General features: G+C 67.4%; 19 protein-coding genes. 7 read left to right on the forward strand and 12 right to left on the reverse strand.

The features are described 5' to 3' along the window. The first annotated feature begins 200 nt into the window (after window positions 1-200). The 5 genes from ACILR9_RS27085 to ACILR9_RS27105 all read left to right on the forward strand — a co-directional run bounded on the left by ACILR9_RS27085 (window position 201) and on the right by ACILR9_RS27105 (window position 3291). Window positions 201-1175 carry a Bug family tripartite tricarboxylate transporter substrate binding protein gene (locus tag ACILR9_RS27085; RefSeq protein WP_395713088.1) on the forward strand — a complete coding sequence of 325 codons (975 nt, stop codon included), beginning with the start codon at window positions 201-203 and terminating at the stop codon, window positions 1173-1175. A 13-nt stretch (window positions 1176-1188) separates the two neighbouring features. Beyond that, a complete protein-coding gene (locus ACILR9_RS27090) occupies window positions 1189-1944 on the forward strand; it encodes a class II aldolase/adducin family protein (RefSeq protein WP_395713089.1) in 756 nt (251 codons plus the stop codon). A gap of 129 nt (window positions 1945-2073) precedes the next feature. Next, the gene (locus ACILR9_RS27095) at window positions 2074-2523 is read left to right on the forward strand and encodes a GFA family protein (protein WP_395713090.1); all 450 of its coding nucleotides are present in this window, start codon (window positions 2074-2076) and stop codon (window positions 2521-2523) included. A 2-nt stretch (window positions 2524-2525) separates the two neighbouring features. Then, complete coding sequence (locus ACILR9_RS27100; RefSeq protein ID WP_395713091.1) at window positions 2526-2909, forward strand: TfoX/Sxy family protein; 384 nt, start codon at window positions 2526-2528, stop codon at window positions 2907-2909. Between the two features lie 10 nt (window positions 2910-2919). Next, entirely contained in the window at window positions 2920-3291 is a 372-nt protein-coding gene (locus ACILR9_RS27105) for a hypothetical protein (protein WP_395713092.1), read from the forward strand. Window positions 3292-3303: 12 nt separating this feature from the next. Here ACILR9_RS27105 and ACILR9_RS27110 read toward each other — a convergent pair whose 3' ends face one another. After that, window positions 3304-4200 (reverse strand): peptidoglycan DD-metalloendopeptidase family protein, encoded by an 897-nt coding sequence (locus ACILR9_RS27110; protein WP_395713093.1) that lies wholly within the window; start codon window positions 4198-4200, stop codon window positions 3304-3306. Window positions 4201-4462: 262 nt separating this feature from the next. Here ACILR9_RS27110 and ACILR9_RS27115 point away from each other — a divergent pair, with 262 nt between their 5' ends. Together ACILR9_RS27115 and ACILR9_RS27120 are read left to right on the forward strand one after the other, a co-directional pair. Further along, the gene (locus ACILR9_RS27115; protein ID WP_395713094.1) at window positions 4463-4741 is read left to right on the forward strand and encodes a hypothetical protein; all 279 of its coding nucleotides are present in this window, start codon (window positions 4463-4465) and stop codon (window positions 4739-4741) included. Further along, complete coding sequence (locus ACILR9_RS27120; RefSeq protein ID WP_395713095.1) at window positions 4722-5141, forward strand: putative toxin-antitoxin system toxin component, PIN family; 420 nt, start codon at window positions 4722-4724, stop codon at window positions 5139-5141. The genes ACILR9_RS27115 and ACILR9_RS27120 overlap by 20 nt, the downstream gene beginning before the upstream one ends. Before the next feature lie 36 nt (window positions 5142-5177). Here ACILR9_RS27120 and ACILR9_RS27125 read toward each other — a convergent pair whose 3' ends face one another. The 11 genes from ACILR9_RS27125 to argS form a co-directional block, all read right to left on the reverse strand. Next, complete coding sequence (locus ACILR9_RS27125; protein ID WP_395713107.1) at window positions 5178-5810, reverse strand: protein-L-isoaspartate(D-aspartate) O-methyltransferase; 633 nt, start codon at window positions 5808-5810, stop codon at window positions 5178-5180. 26 nt (window positions 5811-5836) lie between these two features. Next, the gene (gene surE / locus ACILR9_RS27130) at window positions 5837-6634 is read right to left on the reverse strand and encodes a 5'/3'-nucleotidase SurE (protein ID WP_395713096.1); all 798 of its coding nucleotides are present in this window, start codon (window positions 6632-6634) and stop codon (window positions 5837-5839) included. Further along, on the reverse strand, window positions 6631-7920 hold the full coding sequence (serS, locus tag ACILR9_RS27135; RefSeq protein ID WP_395713097.1) for a serine--tRNA ligase: 1290 nt from the start codon (window positions 7918-7920) through the stop codon (window positions 6631-6633). The genes surE and serS overlap by 4 nt, the downstream gene beginning before the upstream one ends. 2 nt (window positions 7921-7922) lie before the next feature. Next, window positions 7923-8678, reverse strand: coding sequence for a twin-arginine translocase subunit TatC (gene tatC / locus ACILR9_RS27140; protein WP_395713108.1), 756 nt, complete (start codon window positions 8676-8678; stop codon window positions 7923-7925). Between the two features lie 322 nt (window positions 8679-9000). Beyond that, entirely contained in the window at window positions 9001-9513 is a 513-nt protein-coding gene (tatB, locus tag ACILR9_RS27145; RefSeq protein ID WP_395713098.1) for a Sec-independent protein translocase protein TatB, read from the reverse strand. Window positions 9514-9569: 56 nt separating this feature from the next. Next, window positions 9570-9830: a twin-arginine translocase TatA/TatE family subunit gene (locus ACILR9_RS27150; RefSeq protein WP_395713099.1), complete on the reverse strand. Its 261-nt coding sequence runs from the start codon at window positions 9828-9830 to the stop codon at window positions 9570-9572. A gap of 98 nt (window positions 9831-9928) precedes the next feature. Continuing rightward, window positions 9929-10828: an SMC-Scp complex subunit ScpB gene (gene scpB, locus ACILR9_RS27155; protein WP_395713100.1), complete on the reverse strand. Its 900-nt coding sequence runs from the start codon at window positions 10826-10828 to the stop codon at window positions 9929-9931. 137 nt (window positions 10829-10965) lie between these two features. Then, on the reverse strand, window positions 10966-11772 hold the full coding sequence (locus ACILR9_RS27160; protein WP_395713101.1) for a segregation and condensation protein A: 807 nt from the start codon (window positions 11770-11772) through the stop codon (window positions 10966-10968). A 54-nt stretch (window positions 11773-11826) separates the two neighbouring features. Beyond that, the gene (gene nagZ / locus ACILR9_RS27165; protein ID WP_395713102.1) at window positions 11827-12858 is read right to left on the reverse strand and encodes a beta-N-acetylhexosaminidase; all 1032 of its coding nucleotides are present in this window, start codon (window positions 12856-12858) and stop codon (window positions 11827-11829) included. A gap of 70 nt (window positions 12859-12928) precedes the next feature. After that, window positions 12929-13816, reverse strand: a complete 888-nt coding sequence (locus ACILR9_RS27170) for an SPOR domain-containing protein (protein WP_395713103.1) — start codon at window positions 13814-13816, stop codon at window positions 12929-12931. 3 nt (window positions 13817-13819) lie between these two features. Then, complete coding sequence (gene argS / locus ACILR9_RS27175) at window positions 13820-15562, reverse strand: arginine--tRNA ligase (protein WP_395713109.1); 1743 nt, start codon at window positions 15560-15562, stop codon at window positions 13820-13822. Window positions 15563-15669 lie beyond the last annotated feature (107 nt).

The following is a 15669-nucleotide window of genomic DNA, read 5'->3' on the forward strand; positions in this document are numbered from 1 at the left end:
AGTCATGAGTCCTGATCGTGAAGCCTCGACTCATGGCCCATGACCCCTCCGCCCCGTGTGACGGGGCACCTCCCCAGCGAAGCTGGGGAGGAATTTGAATGGTGCTGCTACGCCTGCGGCGGCACGACCTTGCCGCCGTACCTCGGCTTTCCTAAGCTTCGGCGGGCTCATCGGACAGGCAGCCGGCAAGGGTTAGCGGAATGCAGCAGTCGCGTCGTGCTTTCATCAGCAGCCTGGCGGTTTCTCCCCTGGCCGTGCCATCCGTCGCCTCGGCCAACGAGACCTGGCCGGCGCGGCCGATCCGTTGCATCGTGCCGTTGCCGCCCGGCGGCGGGACCGACTCAGTTGCCCGGTTGTCCATGCAGCGTCTGTCGGAGGCGCTCGGCGTGCCCGTGGTGGTCGAGAACAAGCCCGGCGCGGGCGGCACGCTCGGCAGCGACATCGTCGCCAAGGCCGAGCCCGACGGCTACACGATCGGCATCGCCACCGCGAGCAGCCATGCCGCGGCGCCGGCGTTCCGCAAGGACCTGCCGTACGACCCGGTGAAGTCGTTCACGGCGATCACCCTGCTGGGGACGACACCCTACATCCTGATCGGCGGGCCGGCGGCGGGCGCTCGCGACCTGCAGGGGTTCATCGCCAACGCCAAGGCGCAGCCCGGCAAGCTCACCTCGGCATCGGTCGGTGTGTCGACCCTGGGCTACCTGCTGACGCGTCAGTTCGAGCTGATCGCCGGCCTCAAGATGGTCGACGTGCCGTATAAAGGCTCCGCCCTCGCCTACCCCGACCTGATGAACGGCACGGTCGCGGTGATGCTCGACAATCCTTCCGGATCGGCAGGGCTGGTGCGCGACGGGCGGCTCATCGGCTTTGCCGTGACGCGGCGGTCGCCGGTACTGCCCGACGTGCCGACCTTCGAGAGCCTCGGCGTCAAGGATTTCGATGCAGCGTTCTGGTACGGCGTCGTCGCACCGGCCAGATTGTCGCCGGAGATCGCGCAACGCATCCAGCGCGCGCTCGCCGACGGCATGTTGGCCGGGCCGGGCGCGACGGCGCTGCGCGCCCTGGACGTCGAGCCTGTCCTGTCCGCTCCCCAATCGTTCGCCGAGACCATGGCGAAGCAGACCGCTGATCTCAGCGCGCTCGCCGACCGGCTCGGCATCAAGCCCGAATAGAAAGGATACCAAGATGGACGGCAGCAGCACGCCCAGGACCTACCAAGTCAACGAACTGACGCCCGAGCCTAGTGTCGTCTTCGACCCGAAGGTGACCAAGAGCTACGTCACCTACGCCCATCGGCTGGCGGCGCGCGGGCTGGTCAACAGCAGCGTCGGCGGCATGGTGATCCGCGTGCCCCATCCCGACCACGAGCACGGCGTCTGCTACGCCAAGCCGCAAGGCATCAGCCTGGAGGAGGTCGAGGAGGAGGATCTGGTGATCACCGACATCCCGTTCGGCCGCATCCTGCGCGGCGAGCGGGCGACGACGGTCGGTCACCAGATGAACCGCGAGATCCTGCGGCTGCGGCCCGACGTCAACGCCGTGATCCACCTGCATCACGACGAGACCATCGCCTTCCTGGCGGCGGGCTTCCAGGAGATCCGCTCCTTCAGCCTGACCTACGGCTACCTGATGCAGAAGCCGGCGCACTACCTGCCGGCCAGCGTCAACGTCGAGGAGGACGTGGCGCCGATCAAGACGTTCATCCAGGACACCAACTGCATCATCATGCGCCGCCACGGCTTCACCGTGCTGGGGCGCAGCGTATCGGAGGCCTATCACCGCACCTGCGTGCTGGTGAGCGAGGTCAAGCGCAACATCATCGTCGAGACGCTGTGCGCCGGCACCGGCAGGACACCCGAGTACATCACCGAGGAAGAGCTCGCCTACATGGCCAGCCACGGTGACGCGGTGATGTATCCGGGGTTGGTGAGGCGATCATAGGTTGAGGCAATCAAGGGTCCCTCGCTGCGCTCGGGATGACAGAAATATTGTCGTCCCGAGCGCAGCGAGGGGACCTTTCCTTGCTTTACAAGCTCCGGTTCAGAGACGGCATGGCCGCCTGCGACCGCAATGGGGAGAGACGTGGCAGCCTCCGAATCGACGACGATCCGCATCCTGTCGGGCAAGTGCTTTTGCGGTGCCGTCCTCTACACCGTAGCCGATGCCTTCCTGTACGCCATGAACTGCCACTGCTCGAACTGCCGGCGGACGACCGGGTCGGCCTTCAAGCCGTTCGCCGGGATCGAGCGCGACAAGCTGATCGTCACCCAGGGCGAGGGCAAGCTCATGATCTTCGGCGACGTCAACGCCAATGACACGCACTGCCGGCTGTGCGGCTCGCTGCTCTACTCGGTCGTGCGCAACGGCGGCTTCGTCCATGTCGCCATGGGAACGCTGATCGATGCGCCCAGCATCCGGGCGAGCGCCCATATCTTCGTCGGCTCCAAGGCACCGTGGTTCACCATCACCGATGCTCTTCCGCAGTTCGAGGAGTTTCCGCCGCGCGCTTCGGAGGACTGAGCATGGTCGCCAGCGCCTCCTTCGCCGAGTTCCTGCGCGATCAGCTCGCCCCGCTCGGCCACCTCTCGATGCGCCGCATGTTCGGCAAGACCGGCGTGTTCTGCCAGGGCGTGATGTTCGGAATGGTGACCGAGGACACGCTTTATGTCCGGGTCGATAACCACAACCGCGAGACGTTCAAGGAGGCCGAAGCCTATCCGCCGCTCAACTACGCCAAGCAGGGCAACAGCATCGACCTGTCCTTCTGGCGCGTGCCGGAACGGCTGATCGACGAGCCTGACGAGCTGGTCACCTGGGCGCGCGCGGCCTTGGCGGCGGCGCACCGGGTTGCGGCGACAAGAACCCAGGCGCCCCCAGGCCGGAAAGCAAAGTCCCGGTCAAGGTGAGATTTCTTCGATGACGCCTCGCGAGTCGGTCCTGCAGCGCATCCAGGAAGGCGACATATTCCACGCTGAAGCCGACTGGGGCGGCAGCCTGATCTGCCTCGCACTCGAGGTGACGGATACCACTATTCTCGGGAAGACCGTCACGACACAGCTCTTCTACCTCTTCGAACGCCGGTCGAGAGTAGCGCATGACGAGGATGGTCAGGCCTTCGCATCCATCGATTCCACGGCCCGCCTGCCAGACGACATCCTCGGTATGGTCATGCAGATCGATCGGAAGTTCAGCCGTGTGGACGGCGGAGAGGGCTTCTACAGGCTGACAGCCGACGAGAAGCGCGCCCTGCTCTTCATCGCTTCGTTCTATCCTGCCAACCCGATCTGATCTGGTCCCTCGTCACTGGGGCGGCAGCACCGTCATCGGATCGACGGTGCGGCTGCCGCCGCGCCTCACCTCGAAATGCACGCGCGGACTCGCGGCGCCGCCCGAGTTGCCGGCCTTGGCGATGGCCTGGCCCTTCTTGACCGTATCGCCTTTCTTCACCAGCAGCGCCTCGTTGTTGCCATAGGCGGTGATGTAGCCGCCGGGATGCTGCACCAGCAGCAGGTTGCCGAGATGGGCGACCTCGCTGCCCGAGTAGACGACGGTGCCGTCTTCGGCTGCCTTCACCGGCGCGCCTTGCTCGGCCTGGATGTCGATGCCGTCATTCTTCTGGCCGCCGCTGGTGGTGCCGTACGGCGCCAGGATCTTGCCCTTGATCGGCCACGCCATGCGGGCGGGCGGTGGCGCGGCCGGGGGCGGCGTCGCCGGCACGGTGACGCTGGTCTGGCTCGCCGGCGGGCTGGTCTGCGTCGGCTCCCCGGGAGCCGCCGAGCGCGGCGGCTCGCCCTTGATCGGACTCGCGAGCGTTTCGCGCTTCACCGACCCAGGCGCGTTGTTGGCGGCCGCCGTCGTCGGCCCGCCGGTGGAATCGGGGACGAACCTGGCGCCCGGCATCGCCAGCGACTGGCCGGGCTTCAGCGTGTAGGGCGGCTGCAGTTTGTTGCGCTCGGCGATCGTCTGGACCGGCACGCCGTAGCGCTGCGAGATGCCTTCGATCGTGTCCTTGTCCTTGACGACGTAGATGGCGGTGGCGCCCGGACCGGCGCCCGAGCCGGGATACTCCATGGTGCCGTCACGGCCACCACCGAGCATGTTGGAGCAGGCGCCGAGCGCGATCGAGAGCACCGCCATTGTCCCCAGCGTGCGCAGCCGACCGGCCCATCGCGAGGAGGAGCGAGGGGCACTTTTCATGCGCCTATTTTACTGCAGGACGAATTCGGCGGAAATACGGCTTCCGACACTATTTTCCTTAATTTTCAAAGATTTGTTCCAAAACTCTTACATGGCCGGTCAGAATGCACCCATAGAGCAATCTCTCATAAACCGGACATGGCAGTGACCCGGGGAATCACTAGATTGAAACCATATTGAGTGCTGCGGGCATGCCGACGAGAGGCGCCTCGCTGCGCTCGGCGAAATCAAATACTCTGCCGACGAAGGCATGGAGCATGAGATGACGGAGTTGGTGATCAGGCTACCCGATGATCTGGCGCAACGCGCCCGGGAAGCCGGGCTGCTCTCCGACGGCGCCATTCAAGAACTGCTAGAGGACGCAATGCGCCGGCAGGCTGGAAGCCGCCTACTTGAAGTAGCAAGGCGCATCCAGGCTGCGGATGTCGAGCCGATGTCGATCGATGAGCTCAACACAGAAGTGAGAGCCTATCGCGCAGAGCGGCGCGCCGCCGAGGTTCAGGGCGAAAAGTCAGCGGGCAGTGGTGCGGATCGTTCTTGATACGAACGTCGTCATCTCGGCGCTGATCTGGGGAGGCACGCCCTACAAACTGATTGAAGCGGCAGCCGATGGCGATCTCGTGCTGTGTACTTCCCCAGCACTGCTGGACGAACTGCGCGCCGTGCTGACGCGTAAGCATTTGGCTTCCCGCCTTCAAAGACTGAACTCATCGGTTGACCAAGCCATCGCCCTCTATAGCGCGTTGGCCATCAACGTGTCGCCCGCCGAAGCACCGGCGGTCGTACCGGGGGATCCAGATGACGACCACGTTATCGCCGCTGCTGTCGCCGCCGCGGCCGATCTTCTCGTCTCCGGCGACGGGCACTTGTTGGCAATTGGGCAGCATCTGAATATTCACATCGTGACACCGGCAGAGGCCGTCGCACGGATCGGCAGATAGATATCGATATGTGGTCGGCGGTGTCGTCCGCCCGTTTCACCCCTGCCCCAGCACCGGCAGGGCGCCCGTCACCAGGGGGACAAATCGCACCGGCATCAGGGTGTCGCGCTGCAGGCCCTTGTCGCTCTTGACGATGCGCTCGACGACCTGGGCCGTCGGGTCGCGGCCGACCGGGACGATCAGGATGCCGCCCATGGCGAGCTGGTCGATCAGGGCCTGCGGGCGCTCCTCGGCGGCGGCGGTGACGATGATGCGGTCGAACGGCGCCTGGCCCGGCCAGCCCTTGCTGCCGTCGCCGACGTCGAACACGACGTTGTGGATGCGCAGATCGATCAGCAGGCGCTCGGCCTCGCGCGACAGCGGCTTGTAGCGCTCGACCGAGTAGACACGGCGCGCCAGCTTGGCCAGCACCGCCGCCTGGTAGCCCGAGCCGGTGCCGATCTCGAGCACCTTCATGCGCGGGCCGACACGCAGCGCCTCGGTCATCGCGGCGACGACCAGGGGTTGGCTGATGGTCTGGCCGAAGGAGATGGGCAGCGCCGTATTGTCCCAGGCGCGCTCGGCGAAGGTCGGCGACACGAAGCGCTCGCGATCGACGGCGCCAATGGCGGCCAGCACGGCCTCGTCCGAGATGCCCGAACTGCGCAACTCGGCGATCAGGCGTTGCATGGCCGGAACATTCACGGCCGTGCGTCCTAGTCGGCCTCGGAGCCGAGCGCCTCGAACTGGCCAGCGAGCTTGCGGCGCATGCCGTCGTGCGTCAGGTCGAGATGGAGCGGCGACACGGAGATATGGCCGGACCGGACGGCGGCGATGTCGCTGCCCTCGTCGATCTCGCTTTCCTGCGGCTGGTAGCCGATCCAGTAGTAGGTCCCGCCGCGCGGGTCGCGGCGCTCGATGATGTGACCGCCGAAGCCGCGCGTACCCTGGTGGGTGATCCGCACCCCCTTGACCGAGGCCGCGACGACATCGGGAAAGTTGACGTTCATCAGCACGTTGCGCGGCCAGTCGACCGTCAGGATACGACGCGCCACCGCGGCGCCGTGGTGCGTGGCGGTGCCCCACTTCACCGGATGGTCGTGCATGTAGGCCTGGCTGAAGGCGATCGATGGCAGGCCGAGCAGACATCCCTCCATCGCCGCCGCGATGGTGCCCGAATAGGTGACGTCGTCGGCCATGTTGGTCCCGCGATTGACGCCCGACAGCACGATGTCGGGCTTGCGGTCCTTCAGCAGGTGCTTGACGGCGAACAGCACGCAGTCGGTCGGCGTGCCTTCCACAGCGTACTTCGCCTCACTGACCTCGCGGCAGCGGATCGGGCGCGACAGCGACAGCGAATGACCGGCGCCGCTCTGATTGACCTCAGGCGCCACGATCCAGACGTCGCTGGAAAGCTGCGTCGCGATCTCGACCAGCGCCTCGAGGCCGGGCGCGTGGATGCCGTCGTCGTTGGTGACGAGGATGCGCGCCTTGGAGAGCTCGGCCGGCTTCACTTCCGCGCCGCCGGCGCCGGCAGCGCCGCGAGCCCGCCCATGTAGGGCCGCAGCACGTCGGGAATGGTCACCGAGCCGTCCTCGTTCTGGTAGTTCTCCAGCACCGCGATCAGGGTGCGCCCGCAGGCCAGCCCCGAGCCGTTGAGGGTGTGCACGAAGCGCGTGCCTTTCCCTTCCTTTGGCCGGTAACGCGCATTCATGCGGCGCGCCTGGTAGTCGCCGCAGTTCGAGCAGCTCGAGATCTCGCGATAGGCGTCCTGGCCGGGCAGCCAGACCTCGATGTCGAAGGTCTTGCGCGAGGCCGGCCCCATGTCACCGCCGCACAGCAGCATGGTGCGGAACGGAATCTCGAGGCGCTTCAGCACCTCCTCGGCGCGGCCGGTCATGCGCTCGTGCTCGGCGGCCGACTGGTCGGGCGTGGTGATGCTGACCAGCTCGACCTTGGGAAACTGGTGCTGGCGGATCATGCCGCGCGTGTCCTTGCCGGCCGAACCGGCCTCGGAGCGGAAGCACGGCGTCCAGGCGGTGAAGCGCAGCGGCAGGTCCGTCTCGTCCAGCACCATGTCGTTCACCAGGTTGGTGAGCGAGACCTCGGCGGTCGGGATCAGCCAGAAGCCGTTGTCGGTGTGGAACATGTCCTCGGCGAAGCGCGGCAGCTGGCCGACGCCGTAGGCCGCGTTGTCGCGCACCAGCAGCGGCGGGTTGACCTCGGTGTAGCCGCCCTCGGGGCTGGTGTGCAGGTCGAGCATGAGCTGGGCGATCGCCCGCTCGAGCCGCGCCAGATGGTTCTTGAGGAACACGAAGCGCGCGCCCGAGATGCGCGCCGCGGCGGCGAAATCCATCTCGCCCGTGGCCTCGCCCAGCACCACGTGATCCTTGGGCTTGAAGCTGAAATTGCGCTGGCTGCCGACACGGCGGACCTCGACGTTGGCAGTCTCGTCGGCGCCGTCCGGCACCTCGTCGAGCGGCAGGTTGGGCAGCACCTCGAGGCGAAGCGTCAGCTCCTCGTCGAGCCGCCGGGCCTCGACCTCGCCCGCCTTGAGGCCGGCGTCGATCTCGGCGACCTCGGCCATCAGCGCGTCGGCCGGCTCCCCCTTGCCCTTGGCGACGCCGACCTGACGGCTCAGCGCCTTGCGCCTGGCTTGCGCCGACTCGCTCTCGGTGATGGCGGCACGGCGGCGCTTGTCGATCTCCAGCAGCTCGGCCGAGAGCGGCGCCAGGTTGCGCTTCCTGAGGCCGGCGTCGAACGCCTGCGGGTTGTCGCGGATGAATCGGATGTCGTGCATGGTCAGCTGCCGGCGGCTTCGGGCTTGTTGGCTTCTTCCTCGGCCTTCTTCTCCTCGGCCTCGCGCCGCTTCTCGATCCGCCGGCCGATCAGGATGCTGATCTCGTAGAAGGCCAGCAACGGGATGGCAAGGGCGACCTGGCTAACCACGTCGGGCGGGGTCAGCACGGCTGCGACGATGAAGGCGACGACGATGGCGTAACGGCGCTTGGCCCGCAGACCCTCGCTGGTGACGATGCCGACCCGGATCAGCAGGGTCAGCAGCACCGGCACCTCGAAGGCGAAGCCGAAGGCGAAGACGAGCTGCAGCACGCGTTCGAGGTAATCGGAGGAGCGCAGCGTCTTCTCGATGTCCTCGGGCACGTACTGCGACAACATCACGTTGATCACGTACGGCATCACCAGGTAGTACATGACCGCGCAGCCGGCATAGAACATGAACGGCGTGGCGATCAGGAACGGCAGGAACGCCTTCTTTTCGTGGCGGTAGAGGCCCGGCGCCACGAACAGCCAGATCTGCGAGGCGATCAGCGGAAAGCCGACGATCAGCGAGACGAAGGCCGACAGCTTCACCGTGACGAAGAAGAACTCGAAGATGTCGAGGACGATGACCTTGTAGCCATCGGCACGCGCCGGCTGGATCAGGAACTCGAAGATCGGCTTGGCGAAATAGAAGGTGACGAAAAAGACGAGGAGGAAACCGACCAGTGCATAGATCAAACGCTTGCGCAGCTCGATCAGGTGATCGAGCAGCGGCATCGGCTTGTCGTCTTCGGGTCCGTCGTGCGCCTGGGTCACTATACGCTTCGCAGCATGAGTGGCGGGTTATGCCGCCCTTTGGCTTTCAATTCAAAGCGCTAATTCACGATCGGCGCGCCGACTGGCAGTTGACCTGGACCTTCTCTGTCGTCCTGAGCAAGGCGCGGTTTACCGCGCCGTAAGCGAAGGACCTCATCGCCGCCCGCCAGGAGAGTGCTTTGGAACTACTGGCGATGAGATCCTTCGCTGCGCTCAGGATGACATGAGGGACGCCTTCGCTCAGGGCGCCTGACTTCATAGTGGGGGAACGCAGAAACATCCCTCACCCGGCTGCGGCGGCCTTGGCCGGCTTGTCCTCGACGGTCGGGACCGGAGCGGCCTCCGCAACGGGCGCCGGTGCCGTCTCTGCGACTACAGGCGGCGGCGCCGGCTCGATGGCAGCCTCGAGGCGTGGGGTCTCGGCAGGCGTCGGCTCGGCAGCGATCTGCGGCGCGGATTCCGGCTCGGCCAGCGGATTGTCGATGGTCGATTTGGCTTCGTCGATGGCCTTTTGGCCCTCCGCCATGCCGTCCTGGATGGCGCTGCGAATCTCCTTGGTCGGATCGAGCGCCTGCAGGTCGAGACCGGGCGCCGATTCGAGCTGCTTCTTCACTTCGTCGAGCTCGGACTGGCGGACCATGTCGTCGACATGACCGCGGAACTCCGACGCCATGGCGCGCGCCTGGGCCATCCACTTGCCCCAGCTGCGCAGCATGCCCGGCAGCTCCTTGGGGCCGATGACGACCAGCGCCACGAGGGCGATGACCAGCAGTTCGGGACTGTCGATACCGAACATCGTTCAGACCTTTATCAGCACCGTTCAGGCCTTGGCCGTCGGCCGCGTGACGGCCGTCAGACCTTGGCGGTGCTGTCCTGGCGCACCTGGCCGTTCGGCGGTGCGGTGGTGGTCTGCGCCGCGATCGGCTTGGCGGCGTCGCCCGGCTGTCCCGCCGGCGTAGCCGCCTCCTCCTGACTGCCGCCCACGCCCTTCTTGAAGGCCGACAGGCCCTTGCCGAAATCGCCCATGAGCTGCGAAATCTTGCCGCGACCGCCGAACAGCAGCAGCACGACGGCCAGCACGATTAGCCAGTGCCATACGCTGAAGCTACCCATATGAAAATGCTCCCAAAACGATTGCGATCGGCGTCGGCCCGATTATGGCACCGCGTCCGAAGCCCCGGCAACAAGCCGAATAAGGTACTTTAGGGGCTTTAGCGGTTGTTCTCTTCGACCGCCAGAGGCTCCTGCGCCTCATCCTCGCCGGGTTCGAGCGGAAGATCGGGCTCGTCAGGTCGGAATATGGGGGGCTGTGCCCGCGGGTCCAAGAGGCCGGCAGCCTTCAATTCCTCGTTGCCCGGCAGGTCATCGAGGCTGGGCAGCCCGAAATGCTCGAGGAAGAATTCGGAGGTGCCCCAGGTGACGGGCTTGCCGGGCGCCCGGCGGCGGCCCATCGGCTTGATCCAGTTCTGCTCGAACAGCAGGTCGAGCGTACCCTTGCTGAGGCCGACCCCGCGCACCTCCTCGATCTCGGCTCGCGTCACCGGCTGGTGGTAGGCGATGATGGCCAGCGTCTCGATCGCCGCGCGCGAGAGCTTGCGCGTCACCGGACGCTCGATCTTCAGCTTCTCGGCCAGGTCGGGCGCGGTGCGGAAGGTGTAGCCGCCGGCCACCAGCACGACGTTGACCCCGCGGCCGGCGTAAAGCTCGCTGAGATCGGCCACCAGGCGCTTGACGTCGGCGTCGTTGGGCAGGCGCTCGGCGAGCTCCTTCTCGTCGAGCGCCTGCGTGCCGGCGAACAGCAGCGCCTCGAGCAGGCGCAGATGCTGCGCGTGATCGGATGAAACGACGTCGGTGACGGTCGCTGGCGCGGCGCCCATTGCAGCCAGCGGCTCGGCCTCCGTTTCGGGCGATTCGACCGCGGCCTCCTCGGTCCCGACTGCTGTTTCGGCTTCTGCCGCAACCTCCTCGGCCTCGGGAATCGTCTCGGCTTCGGGCTCCTCTGCTTCGGCTACCGTCCCCGTTTCGGCCGCAGGCGGCTCTTCCTCGTTCGCTGCCTCGGGCTCCGACGCCGGCGACTTGGCCTCGGTCACTGTCTGGGCCTCGGCGGCCATCGGCTCGGCTCCGGTTGCTGCCTGGGGCCCGCACACCGTCGACCTGGCCTCGGGCGTCATCTCAGCCTCGGACACGGGCCCGGACTCGGCTTCGGTCACAGCAGGGCGGGACTCGGTTTGGGACATCGGATACGCCGTTACCTTTGCTCACTGCGTTTGCGCAAGAAGATCGGACCGAAGCGCTCGGTCTGGCGCAGCTCCACCGCCCCCTCCTTGGCGAGCTGCAGGCCGGCGACGAAGGTCGAGGCCATCGCCGAACGGCGGCGGGTCGGGTCGGTGAGGCCAGCCGGCAGGAAGGCCTCCAGGGTCTGCCAGTCGATGGCGATGCCCAGCATGCGGCCCAGCCGCTCCGCCGCTTCCTCGACCGAGAAGAACTGCATGGGCTCGATCTGGTAGGTGTCGGCGTCCTTCGGCCGCACCTGGTGGCCATAGGCCGACAACAGATCGTAGAGCTTGACGTCCCAAACGGTGCGGCGGACGACGACGACGCCCTCCGGCTTGCCGCGGGAGAAAATGTCGCGGCCGAGCTGCGGGCGGGCCATCAGGCGTACGCCGGCCTCCTGCATCGCCTCGAGGCGGCGCAACTGCCACTGCAGGGCGTCGGCCATCTCCTGGCCGGTCGGCTCCTCGCCGGGCGGCGGCTCGGGCAGCAGCAGGCGCGACTTCAGGTAGGCGAGCCAGGCCGCCATCACGAGATAGTCGGCGGCAAGCTCGAGCCGCATGCGGCGCGCCTGGGCGACGTGCGCCAGATACTGGTCTACCAGGGCGACCATGGAGATGCGCCGCAGGTCGACCTTCTGCTCGCGCGCCAGGGTGAGCAGAAGGTCGAGCGGCCCTTCGAAGCCCTCAAGATTGACGATCAGCTCGCCCTCGCCCGGCGCGATGATGTCCGGACCGGCGGCGGCGAAACCGTCAGGAGTGGCGGGGCGGCTAGGCTCGTCCATGCATGCCCGGTTTAGTCAGTGGCAGCCCAACCCGCCACAGGATTTGGTCGGCCCTTATCCCCATTCCGGCAGCAGCGAGGCCAAGCGCCGCCTGGCCTCGGCGAGCCCGCCCTTGCCGAGCGGCGCACGATGGCGGGCCAGGGCCTTGCGGCCGCGATCGAAGCGGGCGACGGCCGCGACGGTCATCGGCGCGGTGCGGGCGACGATATCGGTCATCTCCGACCGGTCGCCGTTGCAGTGCAGGGCGATGTCGCAGCCGGCGGCGAGGGCGCCCGCCGCCCGCTCGCCGAGCGACCCGCCGAGCGCCTGCATCGACAGGTCGTCGGTGAGCAGCAGCCCGTCGAAGCCGATATGGCCGCGGATGATGCCGTTGATGGCGCGGGCCGAGACCGTGACCGGCGCGGCGGGATCGACCGCCTCGAACAGGAGATGGCTGGTCATGCCCCACGGCAGGTCGGACAGCAGCCTGAAGGGCAGGAAGTCGGTGCGCTCGAGCAGCTCGCGCGAGGCGTCGACCCTGGGCAGGGCATGGTGGCTGTCGGCGGTGGCCCGGCCGTGCCCCGGCATGTGCTTCATCACCGCCATCACGCCTTCGGCCATCAGCCCCTCGGCGGCGGCGCGGCCCAGCGCGGCGACCGGCTCGGGCCGGGCGGCGAAGGCGCGGTCGCCGATCGCAGCGTGGGTCTCGGGCAGGCCGAGATCGAGCACCGGCAGGCAGTCGACGTCGGCGCCGATGGAGAGAAGGTCGGCCGCCAGCAGGCGGGCATTGAGGCCGGCCGCTTCGAGGCCGCGCTCGGGATCGCGGCCATAGAGCTCGCCCAGCAGCCGGGCGGGCGGCGCGCGCCGCCAGTGCGGCGGCCGTAGACGGGCGACCCGGCCGCCTTCCTGGTCGACCAGGACCGGCGCCTCGCTGCGCGCGACCGACGAGCGCAGCTCCTCGACCAGGCGCTGCGCGCGCTCCGGCGTGTCGACGTTGCGGGCGAACAGGATGAAGCCCAGCGGATCTGCATCGCGGAAGAAATCGCGCTCGTCGGCCGTGAGGTCGGGCCCAGCGCAGCCGAAGATCACGGCGCGGGGGGTGGTCATGTCTCACCCGCCTGTGACTTTCCTCCCCAGCGAAGCTGGGGAGGAAAATGAAGGGCGGTCCCCACCCCCGTCAGCGCGCCGGCGGGACCGGGACGCAGTCGGCCTTGCGGCTCTTGAGGGTGCTGCAGACGCTCTGCGCCTGCTTCTCGTCGAGCGGGCCGGCCTGGACGCGGTACCATACGCCCTTCTCGCCGAGATCGACGCGCACAGCCTGCATCTTGAGGTTGGCCATGACATCGCCGTGGGCGCTCTGCAGGCGCGCCCAGGTCGACTTGGCGACATCCTCGTTCTTGACCGAAGCGACCTGCACGCGCCAGCCGCCCGACGGGCCCGACATGTTGTCGATCAGGCTGGCGATGGTCGGGCCGCTCTCGGTGGTGCCGGGCTTGACGTCGGTCGGCTGCACCGCGGCGGGCGCCGGCGTTGCCGCGCCGGTCGTCGAGGCGGGCTGCACCGGCGTCGGGGTCTTGGCCGGCTCGGCTTCCTTGGGAGCCGCCGGCGTCGGCAGACCGTTGGCCGGCAGCTTCGGGTTGGTGGGACCCGGCAGAAGCTTCTCGGGCTGGGTCTGCACGGCACCCGGCGCGATGCGGTTGAAGACTTCCTTGTCCTGGTTGGGGGGCACCAGGCCGCCGGCATTGTCCGGCTTGGTGCGGGTCGGCGTCGTCGGCGCCTGAACGACCAGCGGCTCGAGGCCCTTGCCGCCGGCCTTCACATCCTGGTTGTGCGCCCACCAGACGACCGAGCCGAAGCTCGCGATGGCGGCGATCGAGACCATGACGGTCAGGATCTGTCCGCGCCGTCGGTTGACTCGCATGAGCAGCGAATCGCGCGGCGGCGGCGGGATTGAATCAGGCTCGTGCGCGACGGGTCGCGGCGGCGGATCGAGCCGCATGGCTACCGACTCGTTGGGCCGGTAGATCGTCGGACCGTCGCCGGAGGGGGACCGGCGGATATGCATGCCTTATCTCATTTCCTCGACGGGTGTTACGCCGAAGACCTTTAAACCTGATCCTATCACAAATCCGATGGCCTGTACCAACGCGAGGCGGGCGCGCGAGAGCTCTGCCTGGCCCTCGACGACGAAGCGCAGGCCGGGCTCCTCGCGACCGCGATTCCAATGCGCATGGAAGGCGGCGGCGAGGTCGTAGAGATAGAAGGCGATGCGGTGCGGCTCGTGCGCAGCCGCTGCCGCCTCGATGGTGCGCGGCCATTGCGCGATCAGACGAACCATGGCCAGCTCACCTTCGTCGGACAAACGGTCCAGTGGAGCGTCGGCCAGCCCATCGGTCGCGATGCCGGCCGCCGCAGCCTGGCGCATCACCGACCGGGTGCGCGCATGGCCATACTGGACGTACCACACCGGATTGTCGCGTGACTGTTCGGTGGCCTTCACCAGGTCGAAGTCGAACGGCGCGTCGTTCTTGCGCGTCAGCATGGTGAAGCGCACGACATCGGGCCCGACCTCGTCGAGCAGATCGCGCAGGGTGACGAAGCTGCCGGCCCGCTTGGACATGCGCACCAGCTCGCCATTCTTCATCACCCGCACGAGCTGGCAGACCTTGACGTCGAGCTCACCCTTGCGCTCGGTGATCGCCTGCACCGCCGACTTCATGCGCTTGATGTAGCCGGCGTGGTCGGCGCCCCAGACGTCGATCATGTCGGCGAAGCCGCGGCGGTACTTGTCGTGGTGATAGGCGATGTCGTTGGCGAAGTAGGTCCAGCTGCCATCCGACTTCTTGAGCGGCCGGTCGACCTCGTCGCCGAACCGGGTCGCCCGGAACAGGGTCTGCTCGCGATCCTCCCAGTCGTCCGGCTTCTTGCCCTTGGGCGGCTCGAGGCGGCCCTGGTAGATCAGGTCCTGGCGTGCCAGGTCCTGGAAGGCACGGTCGACCGCGCCCGAATCGACGAGGGCGCGCTCCGACGAGTAGACGTCCATCGTGACGCCCATGGTCTCGAGGTCGGCCTTGATCTCGGCCATCAAGGTGGCGATGGCGAAGTCGCGCATCGCCGGCAACCAGTCGGCTTCCGGCTTGCCGATCCAGCGCGCACCGTCGCGCGCCGCGATGGCCGCGCCGATCTCCTTCAGGTACTCGCCGGGATAGAGGCCATCCGGGATCTCGCCGATCGACTCGCCCAGCGCCTCGCGATAGCGCAGATAGGTCGACCGGCCGAGCGTGTCGACCTGCGCGCCGGCATCGTTGATGTAGTACTCCTTGGTGACGGCGTAGCCTGCCTTGATCAGCAGGTTGGCGAGCGCATCGCCGACCACGGCGCCGCGCGCGTGCGCCACGTGCAGCGGCCCGGTGGGGTTGGCCGAGACGTACTCGACATTGACCTTGTGGCCGGCACCCATCGTCGAATCGCCGTAGGCGACGCCGTCGCGCAGGCAGTCGCGCAGCCGCTCGCGCCAGAAGCCGTCGGCGATCTTGAGGTTGATGAAGCCTGGACCGGCGACCGCGCCGCTCACGACGTCGGGGTTGGCGATCAGCCGGGGCAGCAGGGCGTCGGCAATGTCGCGCGGCTTCCTGCCCGCCGCCCTGGCCAGCACCATGGCGGCGTTGGTCGCGATATCGCCGTGCGCCGAATCGCGCGGCGGCTCGGCGGTGATGGCAGCAAGATCGAGCTTTTCCGGCAATTCGCCGGCCGCCTGCATCCGCTGCAGCGCGCCCACGATCTCGCCGATGAAATGACGGTAGGGATTCATGCGCGCGGTATTGCGCATCGGCGGCGGTTTGTCATGTTCTTCGCCGCCCCTCTTCTCCTCCCCAAGCTGCGCTTGGGAGGTGCCCCCGTAATCGGGGGCGGAGGGGT

The organism is Reyranella sp. (genome assembly GCF_044224635.1).
Lineage (GTDB): Bacteria > Pseudomonadota > Alphaproteobacteria > Reyranellales > Reyranellaceae > Reyranella.

Coding starts and splice junctions, on each gene's coding strand:
- argS (WP_395713109.1), bottom strand. CDS start 15,562: ATGAATCCCTACCGTCATTTCATCGGCGAGATCGTGGGCGCGCTGCAG.
- tatC (WP_395713108.1), bottom strand. CDS start 8,678: ATGCCGCTGCTCGATCACCTGATCGAGCTGCGCAAGCGTTTGATCTAT.
- ACILR9_RS27100 (WP_395713091.1), top strand. CDS start 2,526: ATGGTCGCCAGCGCCTCCTTCGCCGAGTTCCTGCGCGATCAGCTCGCC.
- ACILR9_RS27115 (WP_395713094.1), top strand. CDS start 4,463: ATGACGGAGTTGGTGATCAGGCTACCCGATGATCTGGCGCAACGCGCC.
- nagZ (WP_395713102.1), bottom strand. CDS start 12,858: ATGACCACCCCCCGCGCCGTGATCTTCGGCTGCGCTGGGCCCGACCTC.
- serS (WP_395713097.1), bottom strand. CDS start 7,920: ATGCACGACATCCGATTCATCCGCGACAACCCGCAGGCGTTCGACGCC.
- ACILR9_RS27095 (WP_395713090.1), top strand. CDS start 2,074: ATGGGGAGAGACGTGGCAGCCTCCGAATCGACGACGATCCGCATCCTG.
- ACILR9_RS27085 (WP_395713088.1), top strand. CDS start 201: ATGCAGCAGTCGCGTCGTGCTTTCATCAGCAGCCTGGCGGTTTCTCCC.
- tatB (WP_395713098.1), bottom strand. CDS start 9,513: ATGTTCGGTATCGACAGTCCCGAACTGCTGGTCATCGCCCTCGTGGCG.
- ACILR9_RS27110 (WP_395713093.1), bottom strand. CDS start 4,200: ATGAAAAGTGCCCCTCGCTCCTCCTCGCGATGGGCCGGTCGGCTGCGC.
- ACILR9_RS27090 (WP_395713089.1), top strand. CDS start 1,189: ATGGACGGCAGCAGCACGCCCAGGACCTACCAAGTCAACGAACTGACG.
- scpB (WP_395713100.1), bottom strand. CDS start 10,828: ATGGCCGCCGAGGCCCAGACAGTGACCGAGGCCAAGTCGCCGGCGTCG.
- ACILR9_RS27160 (WP_395713101.1), bottom strand. CDS start 11,772: ATGGACGAGCCTAGCCGCCCCGCCACTCCTGACGGTTTCGCCGCCGCC.
- ACILR9_RS27125 (WP_395713107.1), bottom strand. CDS start 5,810: ATGCAACGCCTGATCGCCGAGTTGCGCAGTTCGGGCATCTCGGACGAG.
- ACILR9_RS27150 (WP_395713099.1), bottom strand. CDS start 9,830: ATGGGTAGCTTCAGCGTATGGCACTGGCTAATCGTGCTGGCCGTCGTG.
- ACILR9_RS27170 (WP_395713103.1), bottom strand. CDS start 13,816: ATGCATATCCGCCGGTCCCCCTCCGGCGACGGTCCGACGATCTACCGG.
- ACILR9_RS27105 (WP_395713092.1), top strand. CDS start 2,920: ATGACGCCTCGCGAGTCGGTCCTGCAGCGCATCCAGGAAGGCGACATA.